At 51.3% G+C, this 24,066-nt stretch carries 20 protein-coding genes; 14 read left to right on the forward strand and 6 right to left on the reverse strand.

Annotated features, from left to right (window positions below; translation table 11 throughout):
* Positions 1-83: 83 nt before the first annotated feature.
* From K3G39_RS04085 to K3G39_RS04115, 7 genes are all read left to right on the forward strand, one after another.
* Complete coding sequence (locus tag K3G39_RS04085) at positions 84-4,148, forward strand: response regulator (RefSeq protein ID WP_220624906.1); 4,065 nt, start codon at positions 84-86, stop codon at positions 4,146-4,148.
* Positions 4,138-4,968: a protein-glutamate O-methyltransferase CheR gene (locus K3G39_RS04090; RefSeq protein ID WP_220624907.1), complete on the forward strand. Its 831-nt coding sequence runs from the start codon at positions 4,138-4,140 to the stop codon at positions 4,966-4,968. The genes K3G39_RS04085 and K3G39_RS04090 overlap by 11 nt, the downstream gene beginning before the upstream one ends.
* The gene (locus K3G39_RS04095; RefSeq protein ID WP_220624908.1) at positions 4,968-5,540 is read left to right on the forward strand and encodes a chemotaxis protein CheB; all 573 of its coding nucleotides are present in this window, start codon (positions 4,968-4,970) and stop codon (positions 5,538-5,540) included. Before K3G39_RS04090 ends, K3G39_RS04095 begins: the two co-directional genes overlap by 1 nt.
* 25 nt (positions 5,541-5,565) lie before the next feature.
* Entirely contained in the window at positions 5,566-6,735 is a 1,170-nt protein-coding gene (locus tag K3G39_RS04100; RefSeq protein ID WP_255593923.1) for a response regulator, read from the forward strand.
* Positions 6,736-7,023: 288 nt separating this feature from the next.
* Entirely contained in the window at positions 7,024-8,211 is a 1,188-nt protein-coding gene (locus K3G39_RS04105) for a D-arabinono-1,4-lactone oxidase (RefSeq protein ID WP_220624910.1), read from the forward strand.
* 25 nt (positions 8,212-8,236) lie between these two features.
* Positions 8,237-8,617: a sensory rhodopsin transducer gene (locus tag K3G39_RS04110; protein ID WP_220624911.1), complete on the forward strand. Its 381-nt coding sequence runs from the start codon at positions 8,237-8,239 to the stop codon at positions 8,615-8,617.
* Between the two features lie 18 nt (positions 8,618-8,635).
* Positions 8,636-9,115, forward strand: a complete 480-nt coding sequence (locus tag K3G39_RS04115) for a DUF2721 domain-containing protein (RefSeq protein ID WP_220624912.1) — start codon at positions 8,636-8,638, stop codon at positions 9,113-9,115.
* Between the two features lie 65 nt (positions 9,116-9,180).
* Here the strand turns inward: K3G39_RS04115 and K3G39_RS04120 are convergent, their stop codons facing one another.
* Positions 9,181-10,644, reverse strand: coding sequence for an aminoacyl-histidine dipeptidase (locus K3G39_RS04120; RefSeq protein WP_220624913.1), 1,464 nt, complete (start codon positions 10,642-10,644; stop codon positions 9,181-9,183).
* A 725-nt stretch (positions 10,645-11,369) separates the two neighbouring features.
* Between K3G39_RS04120 and K3G39_RS04125 the strand changes: the two genes are divergently transcribed.
* Both K3G39_RS04125 and K3G39_RS04130 read left to right on the forward strand, forming a co-directional pair.
* Entirely contained in the window at positions 11,370-11,795 is a 426-nt protein-coding gene (locus tag K3G39_RS04125; RefSeq protein ID WP_220624914.1) for an EamA family transporter, read from the forward strand.
* 3 nt (positions 11,796-11,798) lie between these two features.
* Positions 11,799-12,284: a GNAT family N-acetyltransferase gene (locus K3G39_RS04130; protein WP_220624915.1), complete on the forward strand. Its 486-nt coding sequence runs from the start codon at positions 11,799-11,801 to the stop codon at positions 12,282-12,284.
* A gap of 207 nt (positions 12,285-12,491) precedes the next feature.
* On the opposite strand, the gene K3G39_RS04135 is transcribed toward K3G39_RS04130, so the two are convergent.
* Both K3G39_RS04135 and K3G39_RS04140 read right to left on the reverse strand, forming a co-directional pair.
* The gene (locus K3G39_RS04135) at positions 12,492-13,307 is read right to left on the reverse strand and encodes a nucleotidyltransferase (protein ID WP_220624916.1); all 816 of its coding nucleotides are present in this window, start codon (positions 13,305-13,307) and stop codon (positions 12,492-12,494) included.
* Positions 13,308-13,545: 238 nt separating this feature from the next.
* Positions 13,546-14,793 (reverse strand): glycoside hydrolase family 2 TIM barrel-domain containing protein, encoded by a 1,248-nt coding sequence (locus K3G39_RS04140; RefSeq protein WP_255593924.1) that lies wholly within the window; start codon positions 14,791-14,793, stop codon positions 13,546-13,548.
* Positions 14,794-15,082: 289 nt separating this feature from the next.
* Here K3G39_RS04140 and K3G39_RS04145 point away from each other — a divergent pair, with 289 nt between their 5' ends.
* Together K3G39_RS04145 and K3G39_RS04150 are read left to right on the forward strand one after the other, a co-directional pair.
* The gene (locus K3G39_RS04145) at positions 15,083-16,894 is read left to right on the forward strand and encodes a glycosyltransferase family 2 protein (RefSeq protein ID WP_220624917.1); all 1,812 of its coding nucleotides are present in this window, start codon (positions 15,083-15,085) and stop codon (positions 16,892-16,894) included.
* An 85-nt stretch (positions 16,895-16,979) separates the two neighbouring features.
* Entirely contained in the window at positions 16,980-17,720 is a 741-nt protein-coding gene (locus tag K3G39_RS04150) for a hypothetical protein (RefSeq protein ID WP_220624918.1), read from the forward strand.
* A 102-nt stretch (positions 17,721-17,822) separates the two neighbouring features.
* Here the strand turns inward: K3G39_RS04150 and K3G39_RS04155 are convergent, their stop codons facing one another.
* Entirely contained in the window at positions 17,823-18,701 is an 879-nt protein-coding gene (locus K3G39_RS04155) for a glycoside hydrolase family 25 protein (protein ID WP_220624919.1), read from the reverse strand.
* Positions 18,702-18,767: 66 nt separating this feature from the next.
* Positions 18,768-19,877: an alanine racemase gene (locus tag K3G39_RS04160; RefSeq protein ID WP_220624920.1), complete on the reverse strand. Its 1,110-nt coding sequence runs from the start codon at positions 19,875-19,877 to the stop codon at positions 18,768-18,770.
* A gap of 228 nt (positions 19,878-20,105) precedes the next feature.
* On the opposite strand from K3G39_RS04160, the gene hemN reads away from it, so the two are divergent.
* The 3 genes from hemN (at position 20,106) to K3G39_RS04175 (ending at position 22,866) form a co-directional block, all read left to right on the forward strand.
* Positions 20,106-21,476, forward strand: coding sequence for an oxygen-independent coproporphyrinogen III oxidase (gene hemN, locus K3G39_RS04165; protein ID WP_220624921.1), 1,371 nt, complete (start codon positions 20,106-20,108; stop codon positions 21,474-21,476).
* Between the two features lie 129 nt (positions 21,477-21,605).
* The gene (locus K3G39_RS04170) at positions 21,606-22,148 is read left to right on the forward strand and encodes a CopD family protein (RefSeq protein WP_220624922.1); all 543 of its coding nucleotides are present in this window, start codon (positions 21,606-21,608) and stop codon (positions 22,146-22,148) included.
* A 58-nt stretch (positions 22,149-22,206) separates the two neighbouring features.
* Positions 22,207-22,866: a hypothetical protein gene (locus K3G39_RS04175; protein ID WP_220624923.1), complete on the forward strand. Its 660-nt coding sequence runs from the start codon at positions 22,207-22,209 to the stop codon at positions 22,864-22,866.
* A gap of 172 nt (positions 22,867-23,038) precedes the next feature.
* On the opposite strand, the gene rluF is transcribed toward K3G39_RS04175, so the two are convergent.
* Positions 23,039-24,049 carry a 23S rRNA pseudouridine(2604) synthase RluF gene (gene rluF / locus K3G39_RS04180; protein WP_220624924.1) on the reverse strand — a complete coding sequence of 337 codons (1,011 nt, stop codon included), beginning with the start codon at positions 24,047-24,049 and terminating at the stop codon, positions 23,039-23,041.
* Positions 24,050-24,066: the final 17 nt, after the last annotated feature.

Raw genomic sequence — 24,066 nt, forward strand, 5'->3', positions numbered from 1 at the left:
TGTATCCCAGAATTCCCTATGTTTTCCTAACTTGCATATTCAACAGGTTCTTTTTCACCCTTGCTTAAACCGACGCACGCTCGATGAACATCATCAAAAACCTGAAGATCAGGGATAAACTCCTTCTCCTGCTGGCCCTGCTCCTTTTCCCACTCGTTTACTTTGTTGCTGCCACGGTGCAGAGCGAATTCGAAGCGCATGAAAAACTGAAACAGGAGATGGTTCAGTTAGACGAGTCTGAAAAAATTTCTGCTCTGGTTCACGCCTTCCAGCAGGAGCGGGCCCGCATTTTGGCTGCCTCTACCGGCGACTCCGCCTTTACACTCGATGCCCGCGCCCAGCGCAACATCACCGATGCGGCCGGACAAGAACTGATCAAATTCCTGGGTGAGCATAACCGGTTTTTCCCCGCCATCAACAAACTGGAGGACATAAAGAAATATCGGAATGAATTAGACCAAGGCAAGCTCGACCCGCTGGAGTTCCGGCGCTATTCTTCTGATTTTATCTACGGCATGCTCGACCGCATGGACGACAGCGCAATCGGGATCGACAATGTCGAAATTTCCAGGCAGCTTACCAGCTTCAAAAGTTTGTCTGAAGCAAAGGTGCACCTTGCCCGCATACGCAGCCTGCTCATGAAATCGCTGCAGGAGGGGATTCTCTCATACCAGGATTTTGGGCAGCTTATGGAGCAGTATACCTCCCATACCAAATCGCTGAAAGAATTTTACCGCTTTGGCGGGCAGGATGCCGTTGCCGGAGTACAGAAAATTGTGGTGACGGACGCCTATAAGCGCGGCGACGCTATTTTAAAGAGCTTACAGGAGAATCCCGAGACAGACTTAAACCACTACGATCCGCTTAAAGTTTACTCGCTTTTCACCAGCAACATTGAGGCCCTGCGCCATGCCGAAATTGCGTTGATAGACCACATCCGGTCAGGCGTTATGGAAGTGAGCAGAAGCAAGGAGCGCTACCTGCAGGTGCTATTTACGAGCCTGGTGGTTATTTTGCTTCTCGTTGGCTTGCTGTCCTTTTACATCATCAGCCTGATTTCCGGCTCTTTGGCCAAGCTTAAGCTGGCAGCCGACCGCATCCGGCTGGGCGCCAGCGATGTGCAGATCGACATCAACAGCACCGACGAAATTGGCAGTGTGGCTGCTTCGTTCAGAGGAGTGCTGAATAAAACGGTGATGCTCTCTGACGTGACTAAGGCCATTGGCGAGGGCCGCTACGACATGGATGTGGAGCCTCAGAGCGAAGAAGACACGCTCAGCCTGGCCATCCGCACCATGAAGGAGAACCTGTATACCTTCACTACCGAAAATGCCAACCGCAACTGGGTGCTCACAGGTGTGGCCGAGCTTAGCAACCTGATCGGAGGCGAGTCCACGCTCGACAATGTAGCCAATCACGCCCTCTCCTACCTCTGCAACTACACCGACTCTGAAGCAGGTGTGCTATACCTGCACAACAATAATGGCAAACTGGAGCCTGCCGCCAGCTACGGGGTGCAACAAAACAAGGCGCAACTGCCCGTGTTTGAAGTTGGAGCAGGCCTGGTAGGGCAAACTGTGCAGGAACGAAAGGTAAAAGTGCTCGAAGGCGTGCAGGAAGAATACCTGCGCATCCGCACCGGCCTATCTGATATTGAACCGGCCACGGTCATTATCATTCCACTCTACTTTGGCAGCACCATTGTCGGCGCACTGGAACTGGCCTCACGCAAGCCTTATACCGAGGTGCAGCGTCGTCTGCTCGATTCTGCTTCCGAACGCATCTCGGTGCTCATCCATACCTTAAAAGCACACCTGCAAACCCAGGAACTCCTCTACGAAACACAGAACCAGGCCGAGGAACTGGAGACACAGCAGGAGGAACTACGCCAGCTCAATGCCGAATTGAAAGCATCGGAAGAAGAGTTGCGCGTGAACCAGGAAGAGCTGCAGGAAAAGAATGCCGAACTCGAAGAAAAAGCACAGTTGCTGGAAGAGCAATACGAAGCCCTGGGAGCCAAAAACAAAGCCCTGGAAGATGCCCGCGAAGCGATTGAGCTGAAGATACAGCAGGTTGAGACGGTGAGTAAGTATAAGAGTGACTTCCTGGCCAACATGAGCCATGAGCTGCGCACTCCGCTTAACAGTATCCTGATTCTGTCGCGCCTGCTGGCCGACAACATGGAAAATACGCTGTCCACAAAGCAGATTGACCACGCACAGATCATCCACAAATCCGGCAACGACCTGCTCCGACTGATCAACGAGATTCTGGACCTCTCCAAGATCGAATCAGGTATGGTGAAGCTGGAAACAGAGGAGCTGCAACTTTCTGAGATCACAATGAAGCCGATGTTCAGGGAATTGGCCGCCAAAAAGAAGATCAGCTTCAAAGAACGCCACGTACCAGGCACGTTCGACAGCATCGTGACCGACCGCTTCCGGCTGGAGCAGATCCTGAAAAACTTCATTGGTAATGCCATTAAGTTTACCGACGAGGGCGGCGAAGTGGAGTTCCAGGTATACCCGGTTACACAGCGTCCCGCTTTCAGATCAGAGCAGCTACGCGATACGCAAGACGTGGTAGCCTTTGCCGTGCGCGACACAGGTATAGGTATAGCGCAGGACAAGCAGGATGTCGTGTTTGAAGCCTTCCAGCAAGCTGACACTTCTACCACACGCAAGTATGGCGGTACTGGTCTGGGCCTCACCATCAGCAAAGAACTGGCCAGCCTGCTGGGCGGCGAACTGATACTCGAGAGTGAGCCGGGCAAAGGCAGCACCTTTACGCTATACCTGCCGCGTATACCTAACGGAACCGGCACTTCACCAACCACTGCACCTTTGCAGCAACTGGTACATACCTACAAAACGCCTGTAGCAACAGCCGAAGCAGAAACCGCCGAACCGACAGCTCAGCAGAAAAGCCGGAGCATGGGGCAGGTTTTCCTGAACATGGAGCGCGAAGACAAGCAGGACATCCGGGTGCTCATTGTTGAGGACGACAAAGGCTTTAGCGACATCCTGGCTGACTTTGCCAAAGCCAAAAACTTCCGGGTACACCAGGCCTTTACCGGTCGCGAGGGGCTGCGTCTGGCCCTGGAGCACAAGCCAGACGCCATGCTGCTCGATATACAGTTACCGGATATGACCGGTTGGGACGTGCTCAAAAAAGTACGTGAAGACAAAGAACTGCGCAACATCAATGTGCATGTGATGTCGGCTTACGACAAAGAAGTAATCGGAGAGCATGCCGAAAACGAAGAATACCTGCCGAAGCCCGTTACGCTTGAGATGCTCAACAAGGCCTTTGGTTCGATTGTGAACAAATCGGGAGCGAACATCGAGAACATCCTGATCGTGGAGGACAACGAGATCGAGAACAAAGCTGTGGCCGAACTGCTGCTGGCGCACGGCCTCAAGTCTACCTCCGCCTACTCTGCCGAAGAGGCCGAAAAGGTGCTGGCCAAGCAAAAAGTAGACTGCATCATCCTCGACCTCAACCTGCCGGGCATGAAAGGTTACGAGTGGATGAAGAAGATCAAGTCGCAAACCAAGCTCGGTGATATTCCGATCATCATTTACTCGGGCAAAGACCTGAGCGAAGACGAAGAGACGAGACTGAAGGAGTTTGCCAACACGATCATCATCAAAAACGAGTACTCATACCTGCGCCTGCTTGACGAGGTGCAGCTCTTCCTGCACAAAGTAAACCAGAAGCTGCCGCCGGGCAATGAGTTTAAAATGAAGCTGCACGTGCCCGAGGAAGTGCTGCGCGGCAAAAAGATAATGGTAGTGGATGATGATGTGCGCAACATTTACTCGCTGAGCAGTCTGCTGGAATTGCACGGCATGCAGGTAGTAGCTGCTTATGATGGCAAGGAGGCACTGGAAAAACTTGACACAGAGGCAGGTATAGATATGGTGCTGATGGACGTGATGATGCCGGAAATGGACGGTATAGAAGCGACAAAACGAATCCGTGCGGATTTACGTTTTAAGCAACTGCCAATCATTTCACTCACCGCCAAGGCCATGAAAGAAGACAGAGAAAAATGCATACAAGCTGGAGCTTCAGATTATATACCAAAGCCAGTAGATACCGATAAGTTGCTGACCCTGATGCGGGTTTGGTTGTATGAAGCCTGAGAACGAGGAACTTTTTGAGCTGGAGGTAGAGGCGCTCATTAAAGAAATACACACACAGTACGGATACGATTTCAGCGGTTATGCACGGGCCTCGGTATACCGCCGCATCAAACGGTTTCTGGGACAGAAACACCTGCACAGCATAGACGAGCTGCGCAAGTTTCTGTTCACAGATAGTTTTTTCTTCGAGAATTTTCTGCAGGAAATCACCGTGAATGTAACGGAGATGTTCCGCGACCCGACTTTTTACAAGTCGCTGCGTGATAATGTGCTGCCTATACTTTCGACGTATCCGTTCATCAAGGTATGGGATGCGGGCTGCTCCACGGGCGAGGAGCTTTTTTCGCTGGCGATTCTGCTGGAAGAGGAAGGCTTGCTGGGCCGCACCAAAATTTACGCCACCGACATCAACCAGAAGGTGCTACGGCAGGCGAAAGAGGGGATCTTTTCTGCTTCACACATGACGGCCTATACTGCAGCTTATTACGCGGCAGGTGGCAGGCGCGATTTTGCTGAATATTATACCAGTAACTACGGCAGTGCCAAGTTCAATTCATCGCTTGTCAAAAATGTGGTGTTCTACCCGCATAACCTGGCTACTGACAGCTCGTTCAACGAGTTTCACCTGATCGTGTGCCGTAACGTGCTGATTTACTTCAACAAGGCCTTGCAGGAGCGGGTATACCAGCTTTTCGATGAAAGTCTGGTGAGCCTGGGTTATCTGGCATTGGGCAAAAAGGAAACACTGGCCATGTCAGACATCAGCAGCAAGTATAACTTCGTAGATAAAAACAACCGCATTTACCGCAAAAACTCCTGATGCTTGCAACTTCCCGACTGATCGTAATAGGCGGCTCCTGGGGCGGCATTCAGGCGTCGATGAAAATACTGCAAGGGCTACCCGCCAACTACAGTATTCCCATTGTGCTGGTGCTGCACCGTTTGCGCAACTATGAGGGCAATATGCAGGAGCTCTTTGACAAAAAATTGGCCTTGAAAGCGGTAGAGATAGATGACAAAGTTCCTTTGGAGGCTGGCCACCTATACATTGCTCCGGCTAACTACCACGTGCTCCTCGAAAAAGACCATACCTTCTCGCTCGACGATTCCGAACTGGAGAACTATTCCCGCCCTTCCATCGATGTGACTTTTAACAGCGCAGCTGATGTTTTCGGGAAAAATACGGTTGGGATACTACTTAGTGGCGCCAGCAAGGATGGAAGTTCAGGATTAAAGTATATATTTGAAAAACGGGGCACTGCTATTGTGCAGCATCCCGGCGAAGCGGAGATTTCCACCATGCCGCTAGCAGCCATCCAGAGCACACCTGGCTGTAGTATCATGCATGTTGAGCGCATACAAGCATATTTGCTAACCTTACATGAACACTGACCACGTTATCTTACCTATTACAACCTTGCCAACACTTACTCACCCGGTAAAGATATTGCTCGTGGACGACAGGGAAGAAAACCTTGTCAGCCTGGCGAGTCTGCTATCGGAAGAAGGAGACAACACCATATACCTGTTTGCTAAATCTGGCGAAGAAGCCCTGAAGATGGCCTTGCAGGAAGAGATTGCGCTTATTTTGCTGGATGTGCAGATGCCCGGCATGAATGGGTACGAAGTGGCCCGCTACCTGCGCGACATTTCCAAGACGCGTGATGTTCCCATTATTTTTGTGACGGCCATTCACCAGCAGGATGTGCATGTAATCGAGGGCTTTGAGGCCGGAGCCGTGGACTTTCTCTTCAAGCCCCTGCACCCTGCCATCACCAAAGCCAAAGTGGCGGCCTTTGTGCGCTTTTACCTGCAAAAGAAAGAGATAGAGCGTGCCCACAAACGGACGCAGGAAATAAACCGCGAACTGGAAGAGCGTGTAAAGGCACGTACTGCCGAGCTCACCCGCGTGAATAAAGACCTGGATAACTTCGTCTATACCGCTTCCCACGATCTCAAGGCACCTATCAACAACATTGAGGGTCTGGCCGTTGCGCTGAAAGAGGTATTAGATAGTCCGGAGCCTGACCATGATGAACTCAATATCATCATGGCCATGATACAGGATGCGATTAGCCGGTTCAAACATACCCTCATGGACCTGACGGAAGTAGCCAAGTTGCAGCATCAGGATGAGACGGCGGCCGAAAGCGTGCGTTTTGAGGAGCTGATCGATGATATAACCCTCAACATTCAGGATCTGATTTTCAAGTACGACGCTACAATCGACACAGATTTCTCTGCAGCGCCTGACATGATTTTCTCACGCAAAAACCTGCGGAGCATCGTCTACAACTTAGTCTCAAACGCCATTAAATACAGTTCACCCGATCGTAAACCAGTTATTGCAGTGAACACCTACCGGGAAGGCGCCTTTACCGTGTTTTGTGTGAAAGATAACGGACTTGGTTTAAGGTCAGAGGACCGGGAAAAAGTGTTTGATATGTTTAAGCGTCTGCATGCTCATGTAGAAGGAACCGGTGTGGGTCTGGCCATTGTGAAGCGCATCGTAGAGAACAGCGATGGCAAAATTGAATGCGACAGTGAACAGGGCAAAGGCTCTGAGTTCAGGGTATACCTGAAGTAAGTAATTGATTTAAAATGTTTTGAAAGTCAGAAACTAGAGCATCTAACCTAATAACTCAAAGGCGCAGCTAATGCGCCTTTGTTGTTTGGAGCAACTTAGGCAGGTATAGACCAGTGCCTTTCTTTCCCGAAAATTTCGGTATTGATCTGTTCCGGCCCTCAAAAAGATAGCGTTGCAGACAGATAGATAACCCCAAACGGACGCTCCCGTTAAAGAACAGGAATTTATACCTGCGCCTCATGCACCCAACCTGATGGCTGCACAGGTATAACAAACCAACATTCCTGTATGGCGAAAGAAGTTACCAATTGGTCGGGTAGCCTGTGTTTTACCCCGAAGCAGTTGCTCCACCCCAAAAACGAAAAGGAAATAGCCAAAGCCGTTGCAAAGTCTGCTAAAGAAGGGCGCAATGTGCGGGTTACCGGTGCACAGCACTCCTCCTCTCCTCTCATTGAAACGCAGGATACCTTGATCTCGCTCGACAAACTGCAGGGCCTGGTATCGCATGACACTGCAGCAAACGAAGCCACCATTTATGCCGGTATGAAGGTGCACGATGCCGGTCAGGCACTCTATAAAGTGGGGCTTGCCATGCACAACACCGGTGATGTGGACGTGCAGAACGTGTCGGGAGCCATTGGTACGGGCACGCACGGTACGGGCAAAAAATTACAGAACCTCTCTACCATGCTCATCGGGGCCCGGTTGATCACAGCCTCCGGCGATATCATCGACAAGCACATTGAAGAAGATCCGGAGTTCATCCGGGCGCTGCGCACTTCCATGGGTATGCTGGGGATATTCTCCCAGATCAGACTTAAACTGGAGCCTGCTTTTAAACTGCATCGTCGGGAGTGGTGCACACACATAGAGCAATGCATGGAGCACCTTGACGAGCTGGCCGAAAACAACCGCAACTTCGACTTTTACTGGTATCCCCGCTCCGACATGACCAAGATCCGTACCTTAAATGAACCCGGCAATGACATGTTTGACCTGCCCTATGCCACCTGCGTGAAAGAAGAGGAAGGCTGGAGCCACGAGATACTGCCACGTAAGCGCACCCTAAAATTCGACGAAATGGAATATGCCCTGCCCGTCGAAAATGGCCCGGCCTGTTTTGAGGCGGTGCGCAAACGGGTAAAAGAGAAACATCGCAAAGAAGTGGCCTGGCGTGTACTATACCGAACTATAGCCCCGGACGATGCCTACCTCAGCCCCTACCCGACCGATTCTGTTACGATCTCGCTGCACCACAATGCGGGCCTTCCTTTCTGGGATTATTTCAAGGACATCGAACCCATTTTTCTGGAGCACGGCGGTCGTCCGCACTGGGGGAAAAAGCACACGCTCACAGCCAAAGAACTTCAGCCGCTATACCCTGAATTTGACAATTTTCTGAAAGTGCGTAAAGAAATGGACCCGAACGGCGTATTCCTAACACCTTATATGCGTCGCCTGATGGGCCTTGAATGAGTTTATCGAAAGAAGAGCAACCAACATGAAACCACAAAAAACAGGCAGCAAGCAATGGGTCATTCCCGGTGGCCACATCCCCTTTGGCACGAACGGCAAAGAACCTGAGTTTACCAGCCACGACAGCCTCAGCATCCTTAACACCTCTGGCAAAGTAGCAGACATCGAACTGGTCATCTATTACCAGGACCGTGAGCCGAATGGCCCCTACCCGATCTGTGTAGAAGCGCAGCGCATGAAAGAAGTGCGCTTCAACGACCTGATCGACCCCTTGGCTATAGCTTTGGACACACCCTACTCATGCGTGCTGCAATCGGATGTGCCGGTGGTGGTACAATTCAGCCGACAGGATACACGACAGACTGCCAATGCCATTGCCACCATGATGGCCTGGCCGGTTGCCTAAACAAGGTATAGCACAGGTATGGACAACCTCTCAGCAGCACTGACAATTCTTTCGGCCATGATCACCCCGGCCATCCTGATCATGGCCAGTGGTTCACTTATCCTGACGACCTCCCAGCGCCTGAGTCGCAGCATGGAACGGGTCCGCAAACTGGCAGACCAGTACAGTACACTCACCAGCAAAGAAGTATCTTCTCAATCCGACCCGGCAGAGAAAAGCTTCCTGCTCGATCTTTTGCTGCGCGTCACCCGCCGCTGCCGCCTGTTGCAACGCGCCATGACGTGCCTATACCTGACCCTGGGTGTTTTTGTAGCCACCAGCATCGCCATCGCCTTGTTCGATGTGCTCAATCTGCCTTATGCCTGGGCTATCACGCTGCTTAGCCTGATTGGCGCCGGCCTACTATTCTACGCCAGTCTGCTGCTGATTATGGAATCGAGGATCGCACTGCAGGCGGTGGACCGGGAAATGGATTGGGTGATGCGGGTGAGTAAATAGGTATAAAAAAGCCTCTTCCAGATGGAGCTGAAAGAGGCTTTGAAAGTTCAGTTAAGAGTGGGGCGTTAGGCCTTTGCAGGTATACGCTTCAGGGTATCCAGCAGAAAATCCCAGTATTTCTGTACCGAGCTGATCTGCACCTTTTCGTCAGGTGAGTGAGCGCCACGAATGTTCGGACCGAAAGAGATCATCTCCATTTCCGGGTAGTTCGCACCAATGATACCGCATTCAAGTCCAGCATGACAGGCATTTACGTGGGCTTCGCCGTTATACTTCTCTTTGTACAGGTCGCTCATTATCTGCACGATGCCGGCACCCGGACGCGGCATCCAACCCGGATACATTCCGCTCAGGCTTACCGCTGCACCAGCCAGTTCCAGTGCACTTTGTATGGCGGCCGCCAAATCCATTTTCTCGCTGTCAACAGAGCTACGGGTGAGGCACTGCACAGTCAGGTTGCCGTCCTGTACCAGCACACGGGCTACGTTGTTGGAAGTTTGCACCAGGTGCTCAATGTCTGGACTCATACGGTATACTCCGTTGTAGCAGGCATAAAGCGCACGCAACAGTTTCGACTGATAGTCAGCTGGCAACACCTGCGCCGGGGCTTCAGTTTGCTCCGCCGTTACAGTTAAATTAGGATCAGTGGTAGCATGCTCGTTCTTCAAGATAGCCGTCAGTACCTCCACAAATTTCTCGAAAGTCGTAGCCTCGCCTGCAGGTATAGCCACCACAGCCACCGACTCGCGCGGAATGGCATTGCGCAGTCCCCCGCCATCGATTGTGCCGATGCACAGCCCAACTTTTTCAGCAGCTTGGTGCAGTAAACGGTTCATCAGTTTGTTGGCATTGCCACGACCGAGGTAAATATCCATACCTGAGTGACCGCCAGTCAGGCCTTTGATACTTACTTTGTAGCCTCTCATGTCGCCGCTTATACCTTCGGGCTGGTAGGTACCACTGGCGTTAATATCCACTCCGCCGGCACAACCGATGGTCAGTTCCGTATCGTCTTCGGTGTCGAGGTTGAGCATAATCTCGGCTTCCAGCAAACCACCTTTCAGGCCCAAGGCGCCAGTCATACCTGTTTCTTCGTCTATCGTAAACAGCGCTTCAATAGCCGGATGCTCAATGTCAGTAGCGGCCAGCAGGGTCATAATGGAAGCAACACCAAGACCGTTATCAGCGCCGAGTGTCGTGCCGCGGGCTTTTACCCAGTCACCGTCCACATACATATCGATGCCCTGCGTGTCGAAATCAAAATCAGTGTCGGCATTTTTTTGGTGCACCATGTCCATGTGGCTCTGGATCAGTACTGTTTTGCGGTCCTCCATACCTGCCGTGGCGGGTTTCTTGATGATGACGTTGCCGATCTCGTCCTGAATGGTTTCAAGACCAAGTTTCTGGCCGAATTCCATCATGAAGGCGATCACACGCTCCTCTTTTTTGGAAGGACGCGGCACGGCGTTCAGGTCAGCGAAATTATTCCAGAGGGCTTTCGGTTCGAGTGCTCTTACTTCGGTGCTCATGTATGATTATTTATGTCTTGTGTTGAAATTATGAGTATTTAATGCCTTTGGCAATGTGGTGCTAAGGTAATAAGATTATAGGAAAGGATTTTGTTGTTGCTACTGCTTGTTGCAGGTATAGCAAATTGCTTTGTTTTACAGCTTGCCCTGGCCAGGGCGGACATATGGTATAGCAACTGCCATTACAGGTATAGAGACCTGCGTCGCTCTGTAGCTTCGCCTGTGCGGCGGGCACCTCCTTTTTGTCTTGACAAAAAAATCGAGGGCCCCTACCCCCACTCGCTGAACGCTCAAACAGTGGGTAATCATTTAGGTGCACCTGGCTCAGGAGATTTGTTTCATTGCTGAAGGGGCAAGTTAATTTTGCTATACCTGCCAATGGTCTAATTTTGCTACGATGCTATACCTTAGAAGAGGAAGTAGCAGAAGTTCCCCCTTTGAAGGGTAGGGCTTCACCTTATCTCTTTTGTTATCCTTTAAGGATCTTGGTTGCTAGTAGCTTCAGCTTAATCTCACTTCAACCAAGTTTCTTAACAAAATGACAGTAAGTTAAAAAGCAAAAAATTCCGCTCCGATTTGGCTGCCATGCAGGTTGAAATAAAGCAGGCAAAACTAGCCAACCAACTCACCAAAAAATAAGCGGTAGATCTCCGCAAAAATCAAGTCACAAGTAATTGCAGAGAACGAAACCTGTCGTACTATTGCAGCCTGAAAATTTCTGGACAATGGAATCTTGGTTAGGATACGCACTCATAGCCATGCTCACAGGAGGCGTGGCGATGGTGTTTGCGAAGATGGGAATGAATAACAATGCCAACGAGCACCTGGCTTTGGTTATCCGCACAGGAGTGCTGTTTATGATGGTGCTCGGCCATGCGCTGTATGCGGGCGGACTCAAGTCGGCATTACAGATTGACAACAAAACACTTACCTGGTTTATACTGGCTGGCGTCTGCACTGCCGTCTACTGGATTTTATACTTTAAAGCCATCAAAACGGCCGATGTGTCGGTGGTAGCGACCATCGACCGGGCAGGTATACTGGTAACGGTGGGACTCTCTTACTTTTTGCTGAACGAACCGTTCACACCGCGCCTGCTGCTAGGCATGGGCGTGATCTTGTGCGGAACTCTCATTCTGATCTGGAAATAAGCAATGATACAGCTTGCAACAATGCAGCCGGAGCATGCCCTCGAGGTGCTCGGCATCTACGGCGAAGGCCTGGAAACCGGTTTCTCTACCTTCAACACCGAGGTGCCCAGCTGGGAGGAATGGGACCGCAACCACCTGCCGCATACCCGAATAGTGGCTATTGAAAAGGATGAAGTGCTGGGTTGGGTGGCGCTGCTGCCTGTGTCGTCCAGAGCCTGTTACCGTGGCGTGGCCGAATTCAGTATATACATCGCCACCCGCCACCGCGGCAGAGGTATAGCCGACCAACTAATGCACGCCATGATAAACGAAAGCGAAGCCAATGGCATTTGGACCTTACAATCATCAACTTTTGCCGACAATTTGACCAGCCTGCGGATGCAGGAGCGACACGGCTTCCGCCAGATCGGCTACCGCGAACGCATTGCCCAGCTACACGAGGTATGGCGCAACACCATTCTGCTGGAGAGACGCAGCAATAAGTTCTAAAGCAAAAGGCCCTGTACGCACAGGGCCTTTCGCTTTATGTGTCAAGGTATGGATTTATAAAAGGAATATACCTGAGGGAGGTAGATTAAAACATACGCTATACCTAAGGTATAGATCCACTCCTAAAGTTTTCTTCGCTGTCTAAAAATACTAAGCCGTATTCTATTTCCTACAGGTATACAGGTATAGAATTTTGGCAGCAAAAACCTAAATAGTGCGCATGGTAAGGGCTTTGTAGTCCCATACCGTAATATCGTGTCCGTATTGTGTTTGGTCGATGTAAGGGCCGCGGCAGATTTTTTCTTTGGGTGTTTCCACGTCGTATTGCTCTTTGGCCCGCAGCAGCAGTTCGTCCATCAGCCAACGGGGTATCATGTCGCGGTCGGAAGGATATACGAAATGAAAACTCATGAACTGTGCCAGCATAAGTTGCCAGTGCTGCTCGGTGTAAGACCAAAGGCGGTTCCAGTCTAATTTTTCGCCGCATCGTAGGATGAGGTGGTTAATGTCTGAGCCATCGTATCGTTCGCGGTTCTGCACGTACAGCTTGCACCAGATAAGCTCTTCAGGCGGCATAAACTTCACCTTAACCCCATATAATTCTCCTTCGGTGGCGTACTCAAACCAGCGGTCATCCACGGGGCACAGGCTGGCCGGGTTATTATAGATCAGGTCCATCAGGTGATCTTCCTTTTTGGCTTTGGCCAGCCAGCGGGCATCAGTCATCTCGGTATCGTAGCCGCTTTCCGCAAAGGTTTTGAGTATGCGGGGGCACTCTCCTACCTTGCAGAAAATATCCAGGTCTTTGGTGGCCCTGTTAATCCCGGTATACATATCGAGGGCGAGGCCACCTCCTACCAGATACTTCGCCTCGCTCTTGACTAGCAGGTTCAGCGCTTCTTTGTAAAAGTCCTCTGCCGATAGCTTATTGGAAGGCTTTTGCCCATTTTTCGACAAGGCACTTGTTACTTTTTCCGTCGTCTGGGTTTTTTTTATTTTTGTATTATTCAGTTGCTTGCTCATGTGTTCATTCAGGCTCCAGGATCTATGAAATGTTCAGAAGGAGACAGCATGGCCTGAAGACTGCCTCTAGCGGAAACAGTCTAAATTGTACTACTCCTAAATCTATAACTGAGGTAAGTGGTTTACTGATGAAGTGCCGAATTAGTTGTAGCACTTACTAAATAAAGAATCAGATAGCGCAAGACCATTAAATAAGTCCAAAAAACAGCCAAATGGTTTAAATATTTCGCTGTATACCTTAGTAAAAATCTAAAGCTGAACTAAAGGTATTACCGGCCTTTACATAGAACGGGAAATTGGCGGTGGCAACGTTTCCTTGCCCGTCATACACATAGGCATACAGCCTGTAAGGGCCCTCCTGCTGCGGAGCTTTGAGCGTAACGCTGTTACCTGCCGCTTTCTGAAGGGCATCAGGTATCACTTCCGGCTTTTGTTCTTTTATGGCATTGCCATCTTCGCTCACGGTTTCGGGTAGCAATTCCCACTTTACCTGCAGACTATCGCCATCCGGGTCTGTGGCAAAAACGGCGGCTGTGGAGAGTTCGCCGGGTTGCAGGTATACCTGGTCAGATGGGAAAATGTCTTTCAGTGATAAATAAGCAATGTGCGGCGCACGATTGAAGTCGCGCTTTCCGCTCCAGATTTCGCGCATCACCTGCGCCATTTCGGTCTCTTCGCCGGTTTCGGTCATGATGCTGAACCAGGTTGGCGTTGTCTCATATTTGTACCCCCAGATAAAAGCATAGGCCCCGAGGCAACGATCCGGGTCAGCCAGCACCGTTTTCTCATACCTTTGGCGGGCAAAGGCGGCTTTCTCCGAACTGGTCTGCTCGATGGGCGCATACCACCAGGTGGTGTAGGTTTCCCAGTAACCCCGCCCTCCAAACTCAGCGATAACATAGGGGCCATCCCAGTTCGTATCGCGAACTTCTGCCGGTAGGTCGTAAAGAGCCCCGAATGAGTTGATAGAGAGAATGTCTATAGCCGGGCAGCGGCGCTTAATCAGGTTAACGACCTGATTTGGTACGTTCATCACCGTGGTGGTAGTCGGGTGATTAGGGTCGATTTTATGGATCATTTCTGCAACACCATTCACGGCATCCCATACCTTCACATTTGATCCTTCAGCGTATAACTCGTTGCCTACCACCCACATCAGCAGGGCCGGATGGTCTTTATACTTGAGCACTTCTTCACGCAAACGCTCCTTCTGGGCAGCCACGTCGTCTTTATCGTAATAGTTAAATCCTTCCCGCTCGCGCTCCATCCAGAGCCCCAGCATCACGGTCAGGCCTTGTTGGTGCGCTTCGTCGAGTATTCGTTGGGTGTCTTCATCGGTGTGCCATACCCGGATAGAATTACCGCCATAGGCCGCTACTTTGTCAAAATAAGTGTAGCCGGCGGCTCCTTTTATAAAGTAAGGTTTGCCGTGACGGTAGAGGGTATACTTGTCGCCTTCCTTCACTACCTCAACCGTGCGTCCCATTTTGACATATTGCTGATTATCAGATGTTAAAAAAGAACAAGAGCTGATTAGTAGCAGGCAAAAGAGAAAAATTGCACTCTTACTGGTGAAACAAACCATTATGTGGGTAAACATATTGCAGGTATAGGGTGGGTGGAAGTAATCAAAATCAGTTTGAAGCGACAGAACTTTTGAGGCTAATACGAGTATAAACTTCAGATGTTATTGCACCAGATAATCATAAAGCATGCAAAACAACAGCTGCATGTTCAATAAGCCATTCTTAAGATAATACACGTTTCATTCCCCGATGTATAACGCTCCTGCCAGTAATCCGAAAGTACAGCATGCTTCTCTTCCCGGCGTTGACCCAAAGCCGAAGGATGTCCTGACTATCCGGCTGATGATCGTGATGGGCCTGATCTCGATGGTGCTGTTCCTATACTGGTTCATCGACAAAGACCATATCGGCTACCTGCCCCTCTACATCATGCTGACCACTGCGCTGGGTTTCAAACTCCTCCGTACCCTGCATGAGTGGTACCATTACTTTGATGTGAGTGTACCTGTTAAGCCCAAACTGCGCACTAAATTTAAGGTAGATGTGCTCACTACTTTCTGCCCCGGCGAGCCCTACGAGATGATCGTCAACACGCTGGAAGCCATTCAGCGCATACGATACCCGCATACCACCTACCTCTGCGATGAGGCCGATGATCCGTTTCTAAGAAGAGAATGCGCCCGCCTGGGCGTGATCCACGTTACCCGTACCCAGAAAATCAATGCCAAAGCCGGCAACATCAACAACGCCCTGAAGCAGGCCACCGGCGACATCTGTCTCGTTCTGGACCCTGACCATGTGCCTGTGCCGGAGTTTCTGGATGAAGTGCTGCCTTATTTTGAAGACCCTGAAATAGGCTATGTGCAGTGCGTGCAGGCCTACTACAACCAGAAAGAAAGTCTGGTGGCCTATGGCGCTGCCGAGCAAACCTACAATTTCTACGGCCCGATGATGATGGGGATGAATGCACACGGTACAGCGCAGGCCATTGGTGCCAACTGTACCTTCCGCCGCAGCGCCCTCGACAGCATTGGCGGTCATGCCGCTGGTCTGGCCGAAGATATGCACACTGCCATGCAACTGCACGCCAAGGGCTGGAAATCGGTTTACGTACCCAAAATCCTGAATCGTGGTTTGGTGCCGGGCACGCTTTCGGCTTACTACAAACAACAGGTAAAGTGGAGCCGCGGCACGTTCGAACTGCTCTTTATAGTATACCCGAAGCTGTTCAAACACTTCACCTGGCGGCAGCGCATCCATTACGGCACACTTCCGCTCTACTACCTTTTCGGAATGTTCAACCTGATCGATTTCCTGATTCCTTCGCTGGCCCTGATCATGGCAGAGTTCCCGTGGTACGTGTCGCTGGGTGAGTTTTTGATCATGTTCACGCCTTTCTTCCTGATTTCCATCGCCATCCGGCACTATGCGCAGCGCTGGTATCATGAGAAAAATGAAAAAGGCTTCCATATGTTCGGGGGCATACTGCGCACCGGCACCTGGTGGATCTTCCTGCTGGGACTCATTTACTCTATTTTCCGGGTGAAAGTGCCGTATATACCCACGCCCAAAGACGACAAACCGAAAAACAACTGGCTGCTGAGTCTCCCTAATATCCTAATGATCGGGTTGATGCTCGGAGCCATTGCCTATAGCCAGCACCTGTACGGACACCTTTATACCAACCCTTATGTGCAGATGATGGCCATGTTCTCGCTGGTGAACATTGGTATACTGGGCACGGTGGTGGTAATCGGGCAAGAAAAATCTATACAATGGGTGCGCCACAATATTTTGCACGCCGACATCCTGCAACCTGTCCTGCAACCGCTCCGGCTAGCCATCTGGCGAACACGACACAGCTTTTACGACGGCATCCGGTACGTGGCTATTGTCATCACGATGGGCTCGGTGGCTGTCTCGACCAGTTTCCTGCTGTTTGGTTATAAGCCTTATAACACTCCTCAAAAGCAAGACAGGCCACTTGTCCAAAAGCCGGTTAAACCAGACGCCGGCACACATGCGACCTTTCCGGTGAGTATGCCGCCCACACCCAGGTAAGTCCGGTCATAAATACCCCAACAGTTGACGTCCGCTCCCGTTTATAGCTATAGTGTATCGATGTAAAACGCTAAAACTTATACCTATGAACAGACACTCATCAGACCGGGATTACGACCGCCAGCAGGGAGGTTTCCATACCCATCGCTCAGAGCGCTATCGCCATCCGGAGCAGGACAGAGACTATCGCTTCGACGACTATGGCTCTGCAGCGCACGGCGGCTATGGCAACGAGAGCTACCAGGACACCTGGGGCAACCAGGGAAATGAGCGGGGTGGTTCACGCAACTATTCCAATACAAACATCACCGACAGCAATACTTACAGCACTTCCCGCAACTACGGCAACATGGGCAGCTACGGTGGCGCCCAGGGCTTCGGCGACAGCAGAGGCGGCCGCCACGACTCAAGCCACCCCTTCGATAGCGGCATGGGCTCGCAGCGCAGGTATGGCAGCGAGGGCCGTGGATCGATGGGCGGCCGCGGATACCAGCAAGAAGGCCGGGATTATAGCCGCCATAACAGGTATGGCTCCAACCGTGAAGACCTGTACGGAAATGAAGTGTCGCGCCGTTTTGAGGGACGTGGCGGACAGGAGCGCTACGACTTTGAGCGCGACGATTACTACAGTTCCAACTACGGTGATGACCAGGGCAACTACATGGGAGGCGGCTACCACCGCGAATCGCGCAGCAGGTATGGCGATGGGGATTACGGCTCGGGCGGCTACCTGCAGTCAGGCAATCAAAATCGTACACACCGCGGCAACCAGGAGCGCCCACGCGAATTTAACACAGCCCGCAACCGTTGGGCTACCGACTGGTAGTCAGGTATGGCTTCTTCGCTTGAGCAGGATGATCTTGCAATCGGAAGTACTGACCAAATGACTGAAAACAGGTATAGCTACGACAAACAGCAAAGGCGCAGCTTATCGCTGCACCTTTGCTGTTTCTGTCGGTTCTTTCGGCGAAATGCAAAGTTTCAGGATATCCTTCTTGGTACCATAGAAGATGTTGCAGTCCACCGGCCCCCTTATACCTTCAATTACACCGCGGTCGGTATGCTGCCAGAACGAGAGCAGAGCCCGGTCGGTGCGCTGCATTTGTAATTCCTTCACGTTGTAGTGCGCAATCCAGAGCGTGTATTCATCAAAGAAGCCCTCCAGATAATCCTTATAAAAGCTGTAACCGGTATAGATGATGGGTTTTACGCCATAGGCCCGCTCTACGTGCACCAGCCATTCCTTGATATCGCCCCGGAAATGGTTGAGTGGCTGCTTGCCGCGCACTTCCACGTCCAGTACGGGGGGCAGGTCACCGGGCTGCAGCACCACCGTCTGAATAAAATTACGGGCCTGCTCCTCTGGCAACACATTAGGCCGGTAAAAGTGGTAGGCTCCCCGGATGATGCCGACTTCCTGCGTTCCCTCCCAGTTGCGCTCGTAGTGGCTGTCTTTCAGTTTCTTGCCCTCGGTGGCTTTGATAAAAGCAAAGGACACATCGTTGTCGCGCACTTTCTCCCAGTTTATCTTGCGCTGGTACTTAGACACGTCTATACCCAGTATGGTATTGCCGAGCGGATTATGCCCTTCAGGCCAGATTGGCTGCTTCTTTTCTGTGAAAAACTCCACATAGAGCACCAGCAAACCAATAGCAGCCACAACGCCAACCCCGATCCAGAACGGCAGTTTCGACTGTTTTTTCTTGCTTTTTTTTCGCTTTGGCGCAGCACGGGGCACCCTGGGGGCCTGAGGGGCCTTGGGGGACTTAATGGGTTTCAGCGGCGCGGGCGTTCTGACTGTACTCATGGTTTGCTGTGGGGAAAGCAAAGATATACCATTCGGGCTAATTGCACTGCGACGCGTCCTAAAAACTTAACGCCCCATACCTGAGAGGTGCTCCAGCTGCGTGCCATCGTGCAAGGTAAAGCCTTTCATCAGGTCGGCGGTGAGGCAGGAGTGCACCGGAAGTATACCTACCAGATCACCGATCGTATACCTGTCGAAGAGTGCTTTGCTTGCGCGTAGCGTGCCGTGCTCCTGCGAAAGCGACACCACCGCTATACCTTCCAGGGGCGCTGACCAACCGTTTTCAGACAAGTCCACCACACGCCCATAGATCAGCGAACCATCTGCTGTGGCCAGGCTGTCTTTAGAAAAATGTACACTACCACCATGCACGATGATCTCGTTACGCTCGGGATGCTTGGCGATGACCGGGCAGGCCATGCACACCGCTATCTGTCTGAAATTGCAGGAGCCGATGTGCTGTTGGGTGAGGTCGTAAAAAACATAATTGCCCGGCCTGATCTCGTCTACTCCGCTGAAATGCTGCAAAATACTACACGAAGGCGTGTCTCCGATCGATACCTTCAGCGCCGGGAAACGGGCCTTATACCTGTCGCGGACCAGGTTCAGGAGGAAAACAGTGGTGTGGTGGATGGTGCGAATGGCATCGGCATCGGTTTGTTTGTAGGTATGGCCGTCGTGGGCGAGCACGCCTGTAAACTGCAACAAGTCGCTTTGTTCCATCAGTGTTACTATCGCATCGAGTTCTTCGTGACTGTGCGGCAGGATGCCCGTGCGGTGATAGCCGGTATCGATTTTAAGACAGAGGTTAACCGGGTATTGTACTTGTTCTGCTAGCGCCTGCACCGTTTCGATGTTCACAGCCACCAGATGCAACTGCACTTTAGCGGCCAGTTCATTTACCAACGCCATCTCCCGGATGTTCACAGGTATAGCCACCAGTATATCAGTCCAGCCATGAGAGGCAAAATAGCGCGCCATTTTGAGTGACGAAACTGTAATACCCGTTGTGCCTGCTTCCCGGAACCACCCCCCGACCTGTGCCGACTGATGCGTTTTAAAATGCGGCCGTAGCCGGATGTTGTTACGGGCTGCCTTTTCAGCCATCATGGCGATGTTATGGCGACACTTTATTTCGTCCAGCAGAAGCGTGGTTTGCATGATATGGTCGAGCATAGTAGTTGGCTTAACAGGTATAGCGGGCAGTTGCGTGGCAGGTATAGCACTAGATCCTGTAACAGGAAAATCATTTTTATGATAAAAATCACCCCTTTGCCCTGCCCGAAATTTCAGAAAAAACGCGCTGACTGACAAATGTCATTTCTTCGGTAGCCTGCGTGCCCGACCTTTGTAAACGTAATGGAGCAGATGTCTGCTTCGGTATAGAATAAAGAAGAGTCGAATATGAAAACTGCTGTCACCCCCGCTGAACTACTGGCCAAATACGATGTACCTTCGCCGCGTTATACCAGCTACCCCACCGTGCCGTTCTGGGACGAAAAGCCCCTGACCGAGGCCCGTTGGATGAGCCATGTGCAGCAGGCTTTTCGTGCTACCAATAAAAAAGAAGGCATCAGTTTATACCTGCACCTGCCCTTTTGTGAGCAGCTATGTACGTACTGCGGCTGTAACAAGCGCATCACCAAAAACCACGCAGTAGAGTCGCCCTACCTGGAAGCCTTGCTGAAAGAATGGGAGCAGTATCTGGCACTCTTTGATGAGAAACCACGCATCAGGGAGCTGCACCTGGGTGGCGGCACGCCAACATTTTTCAGTGCGGCCAATTTAAAAGACCTGCTGGAGCGATTGCTGGCCCCTACCGAAGTGACACCCGACGCAGCTTTCAGTATCGAGGTGCATCCGAACGCTACCAATGGCGAGCAGCTGCAGGTGCTATATGACCTGGGTTTCCGCAGACTGAGCGTAGGTATACAGGACTTCGATCCGCGTGTGCAGATCGTAATCAACCGCATCCAGACCTTCGCCAAAACAAAAGAAATTTTTGACAACGCCCGTGAAATCGGCTATAACTCTATCAACGGCGACATTATCTACGGTCTTCCCCACCAAACGGCAGAGAGCGTGCGCATGACGATCGAGAAAGTGAAAGAGTTGCGTCCGGAGCGCATTGCCTTCTACAGCTACGCCCACGTGCCCTGGAAGAGCAAAGGCCAGCGTCGTTATTCTGAGGCCGATCTGCCGGCACCAGAAGTGAAACGCGGTCTGTACGAACTCGGCAGAGCCATGCTGGAAGAGGCCGGTTACATCGAAACAGGTATGGATCACTTCGCTTTGCCGGCAGATGAGTTGTGCATTGCGGCCGATAACGGAACTTTACACCGTAATTTCATGGGCTATACCGCGCGTCATACCGAATTGCTGATTGGCTTAGGTTGCTCCAGCATCTCTGACACCGGCACGGCCTTTATGCAGAACATCAAAGAAGTAGAAGCCTACGAAGAAGCTGTACTGACCGGACATCTGCCGATCCTGAAAGGCCACGAACTGACCGGCGAGGACATGCTACTGCGTACCCACATCCAAAACCTAATGTGCCGCGATTACACCAGCTGGTCTGCTGAAGAACTGCCTTATTTTGTAGATGCCCTTATGCGCCTGCAACCACTCGCTGACGACGGCCTGGTAGAGTACAGCAACCACGACATACAGGTGCTGCCTGCCGGTAAGCCTTTCGTTCGCAATATTGCTATGTGCCTGGATGCGCGCCTGTGGGCCAGCAAGTTAACCGTACCGGTTTTCAGTAAATCTGTTTAAGATAAGTTTAGTTTAGAAATGGTTTAAAGCTTTTATTGTTACTTTAAACCGCCCGAAAATTCCGGATGGGGCCTTCCCCTCCGGAATTTTGTTTTACGTACCTTTGCCGAAACAGCAACCTGACGCTCTATGTCATTTTTATACATCAAAGCCCTGCACATCATCTTTGTGGTTACCTGGTTTGCGGGTCTCTTTTACATCGTGCGCCTGTTCATATACTTTGCAGAGGCACAAGATAAGCCGGAACCGGAGCGCAGCATTCTGCAAAACCAGTTCCGCATCATGCAGAAGCGCCTGTGGTTCGGCATCACCTGGCCCTCGGCGGTGCTCACCCTGATTTTTGGTATCACGATGTGGCACTTGTATGGCGGTGGTTTTCCGGGCTGGCTTGTTTGGAAGCTGGCTTTTGTGGTGTGCCTATACGTGTATCATTTCCTGTGTCACAGCATTTTCAAGCAACAGCAAAACGGCATCATCAGGTATAGCTCCGCCCAACTGCGCATCTGGAACGAGGTGGCCACAGTCTTTCTGATCGCCATTGTCTTTTTAGTGGTTCTCAAAAACGCACTGAGCATGGTGTGGGGCATTGTGGGGCTGCTTCTTTTCTCGGCCATGCTGATGCTGGCGATCCGCATCTACAAACGCACCCGCGAAGCAAAAGCATCCCGGTAATCCGCTCAACAATTCGTGCTTTACCACGGATTTTGTAACTTTGAACAAACACAAGCCCATGAAACAAGCCACCCTGAAGCCCAACGAGAGAGAACTGATCAAACTGATACGCTTTTTCAGCAAGCGTGCCGCTAAGCTGATGGAAGAAGGCGAACTCAGCGCGGAGCATACTCAAATGACAGCTGCCTGCCAGAATCTGGAAACGCAGCTGCTCACGCATGCCACCAACCGCACGGCCATCATGGACAAGCGGGAGCGCCTGCTCAACATCATCGAAGACAATGCCCAGTGCCCCAAGTGTAACAAAGCTGATATGCTGAAACGCACCGGCTCCACCACCAACGAGCACGGCTGGAAATGCAATACTTACAAATGCCGTCGCTGCAACACCAGCTTTACCTGGAACCGCCCCAATAATCCTTGGGATATGGTGGAATTCCTGGAAATGTACATCGGTCAGCTGCAACTGGCCATGGCCGCCGAGCAAAACCAGGATGTAATCAACCACACAGAAGACGCTGTGGCTCAGATGAAAGAAAGCCTGAACCGTCTGCGCCCGGTACTGCAAACTTCAGATGAAGAAGTGGATGCCCTGCAGCAGAAGGAAAAGGAAATGGACAAGCTGATTCATCAATTCAAAACCTACCTCCAGATCGAAAAGATCAAACTAAACGCTTATCCGGAAGAGGATACTGAGGACGAGGAAGACAATCAGTAAGTGCCTTTTTACGATACGTGTATAAATTAAAAGTTGGTCCTTAGGAACGAGCAGCAGATTCAAAATCCTACGATAAAAAAGACATCAGTACACAAAATGCAAGGAGCCGGTGCAACAGGTACAGGTATATCAACCTGCCTGCTGCACCGGCTTTCTTAATTAAAGGTATAAGCTAACGTCGCTTCCGTCCGCCGCCCTTGGCTGCCGGGGCGTTCCGGCTGGCTCCCCTGGCACCTGCACTGCTCTTTCCTCCTGACTTTTTAGCTCCCGGCCCTTTCGAAGCGCCACGCTGGCCTCTGCCAACTTTGGAGTCACTTGCTCCGAAATTGCTTTTTTTGCCTGCACCTCCCTCTTTTCGGGCTGGTCGGTTGCTGGTAGTTGTCTTCTTACGACCTGGTTGTGAAGATGATGTTTGATTCGTCGCTGCCTTTTTTTTGCTCACTGAGCCTTCTTCCGTTTTCGCTGAATCGGCCACCTGGCTTTGGATTGTGGCAATCTCATCGTCGGTAAGTTCACGCCATTGGCCCAGCGGAAGTTTGGCCAAGGTGATGTTCATGATGCGGATGCGCTGCAGGGTTTGCACTTCGTAGCCCAGCGTTTCGGTCATGCGACGGATCTGGCGGTTCATACCTTGTGTGAGAATGATGCGGAATTTGTTTGCACCCAGTTGCTCTACAAAGCACTTCTTCGTGTTCACGCCGAGGATCGACACACCACTACTCATTCGCTGCACAAAATCTTCGTTGATCGGCTTGTCTACCGTCACGATGTACTCTTTCTCGTGCTTGTTTCCCGCCCGCAGAATTTTGTTTACGATGTCGCCGTCGTTCGTCAGGAAGATCAGGCCCTCAGAGTCTTTATCGAGGCGACCGATTGGGAAGATACGCTCCGGATAATTGACAAAACGGATGATGTTGTCGCGCTGCGAAAGATCGGTAGTGGTTTCAATGCCAGCCGGTTTGTTGAGCGCCAGGTATACGGGTGCCACCTGGTTCCATTGCAGCGTCTTGCCATCTACCTGTATTTTGTCTTTGCCTTTTATCCTGGCTCCAACTTCAGGCAATTTGCCATTCACCAGCACCCTCCCCTGCTCAATCAGTTTGTCGGCTTCGCGGCGCGAGCAAATGCCTGCGTCGCTGATGAATTTATTCAGGCGGATGCCCTCGGTTGTGTTTTGTGTCATAATCTGAATAGGCCCAG

Source organism: Pontibacter sp. HSC-14F20 (assembly GCF_019599265.1).
GTDB lineage: Bacteria > Bacteroidota > Bacteroidia > Cytophagales > Hymenobacteraceae > Pontibacter.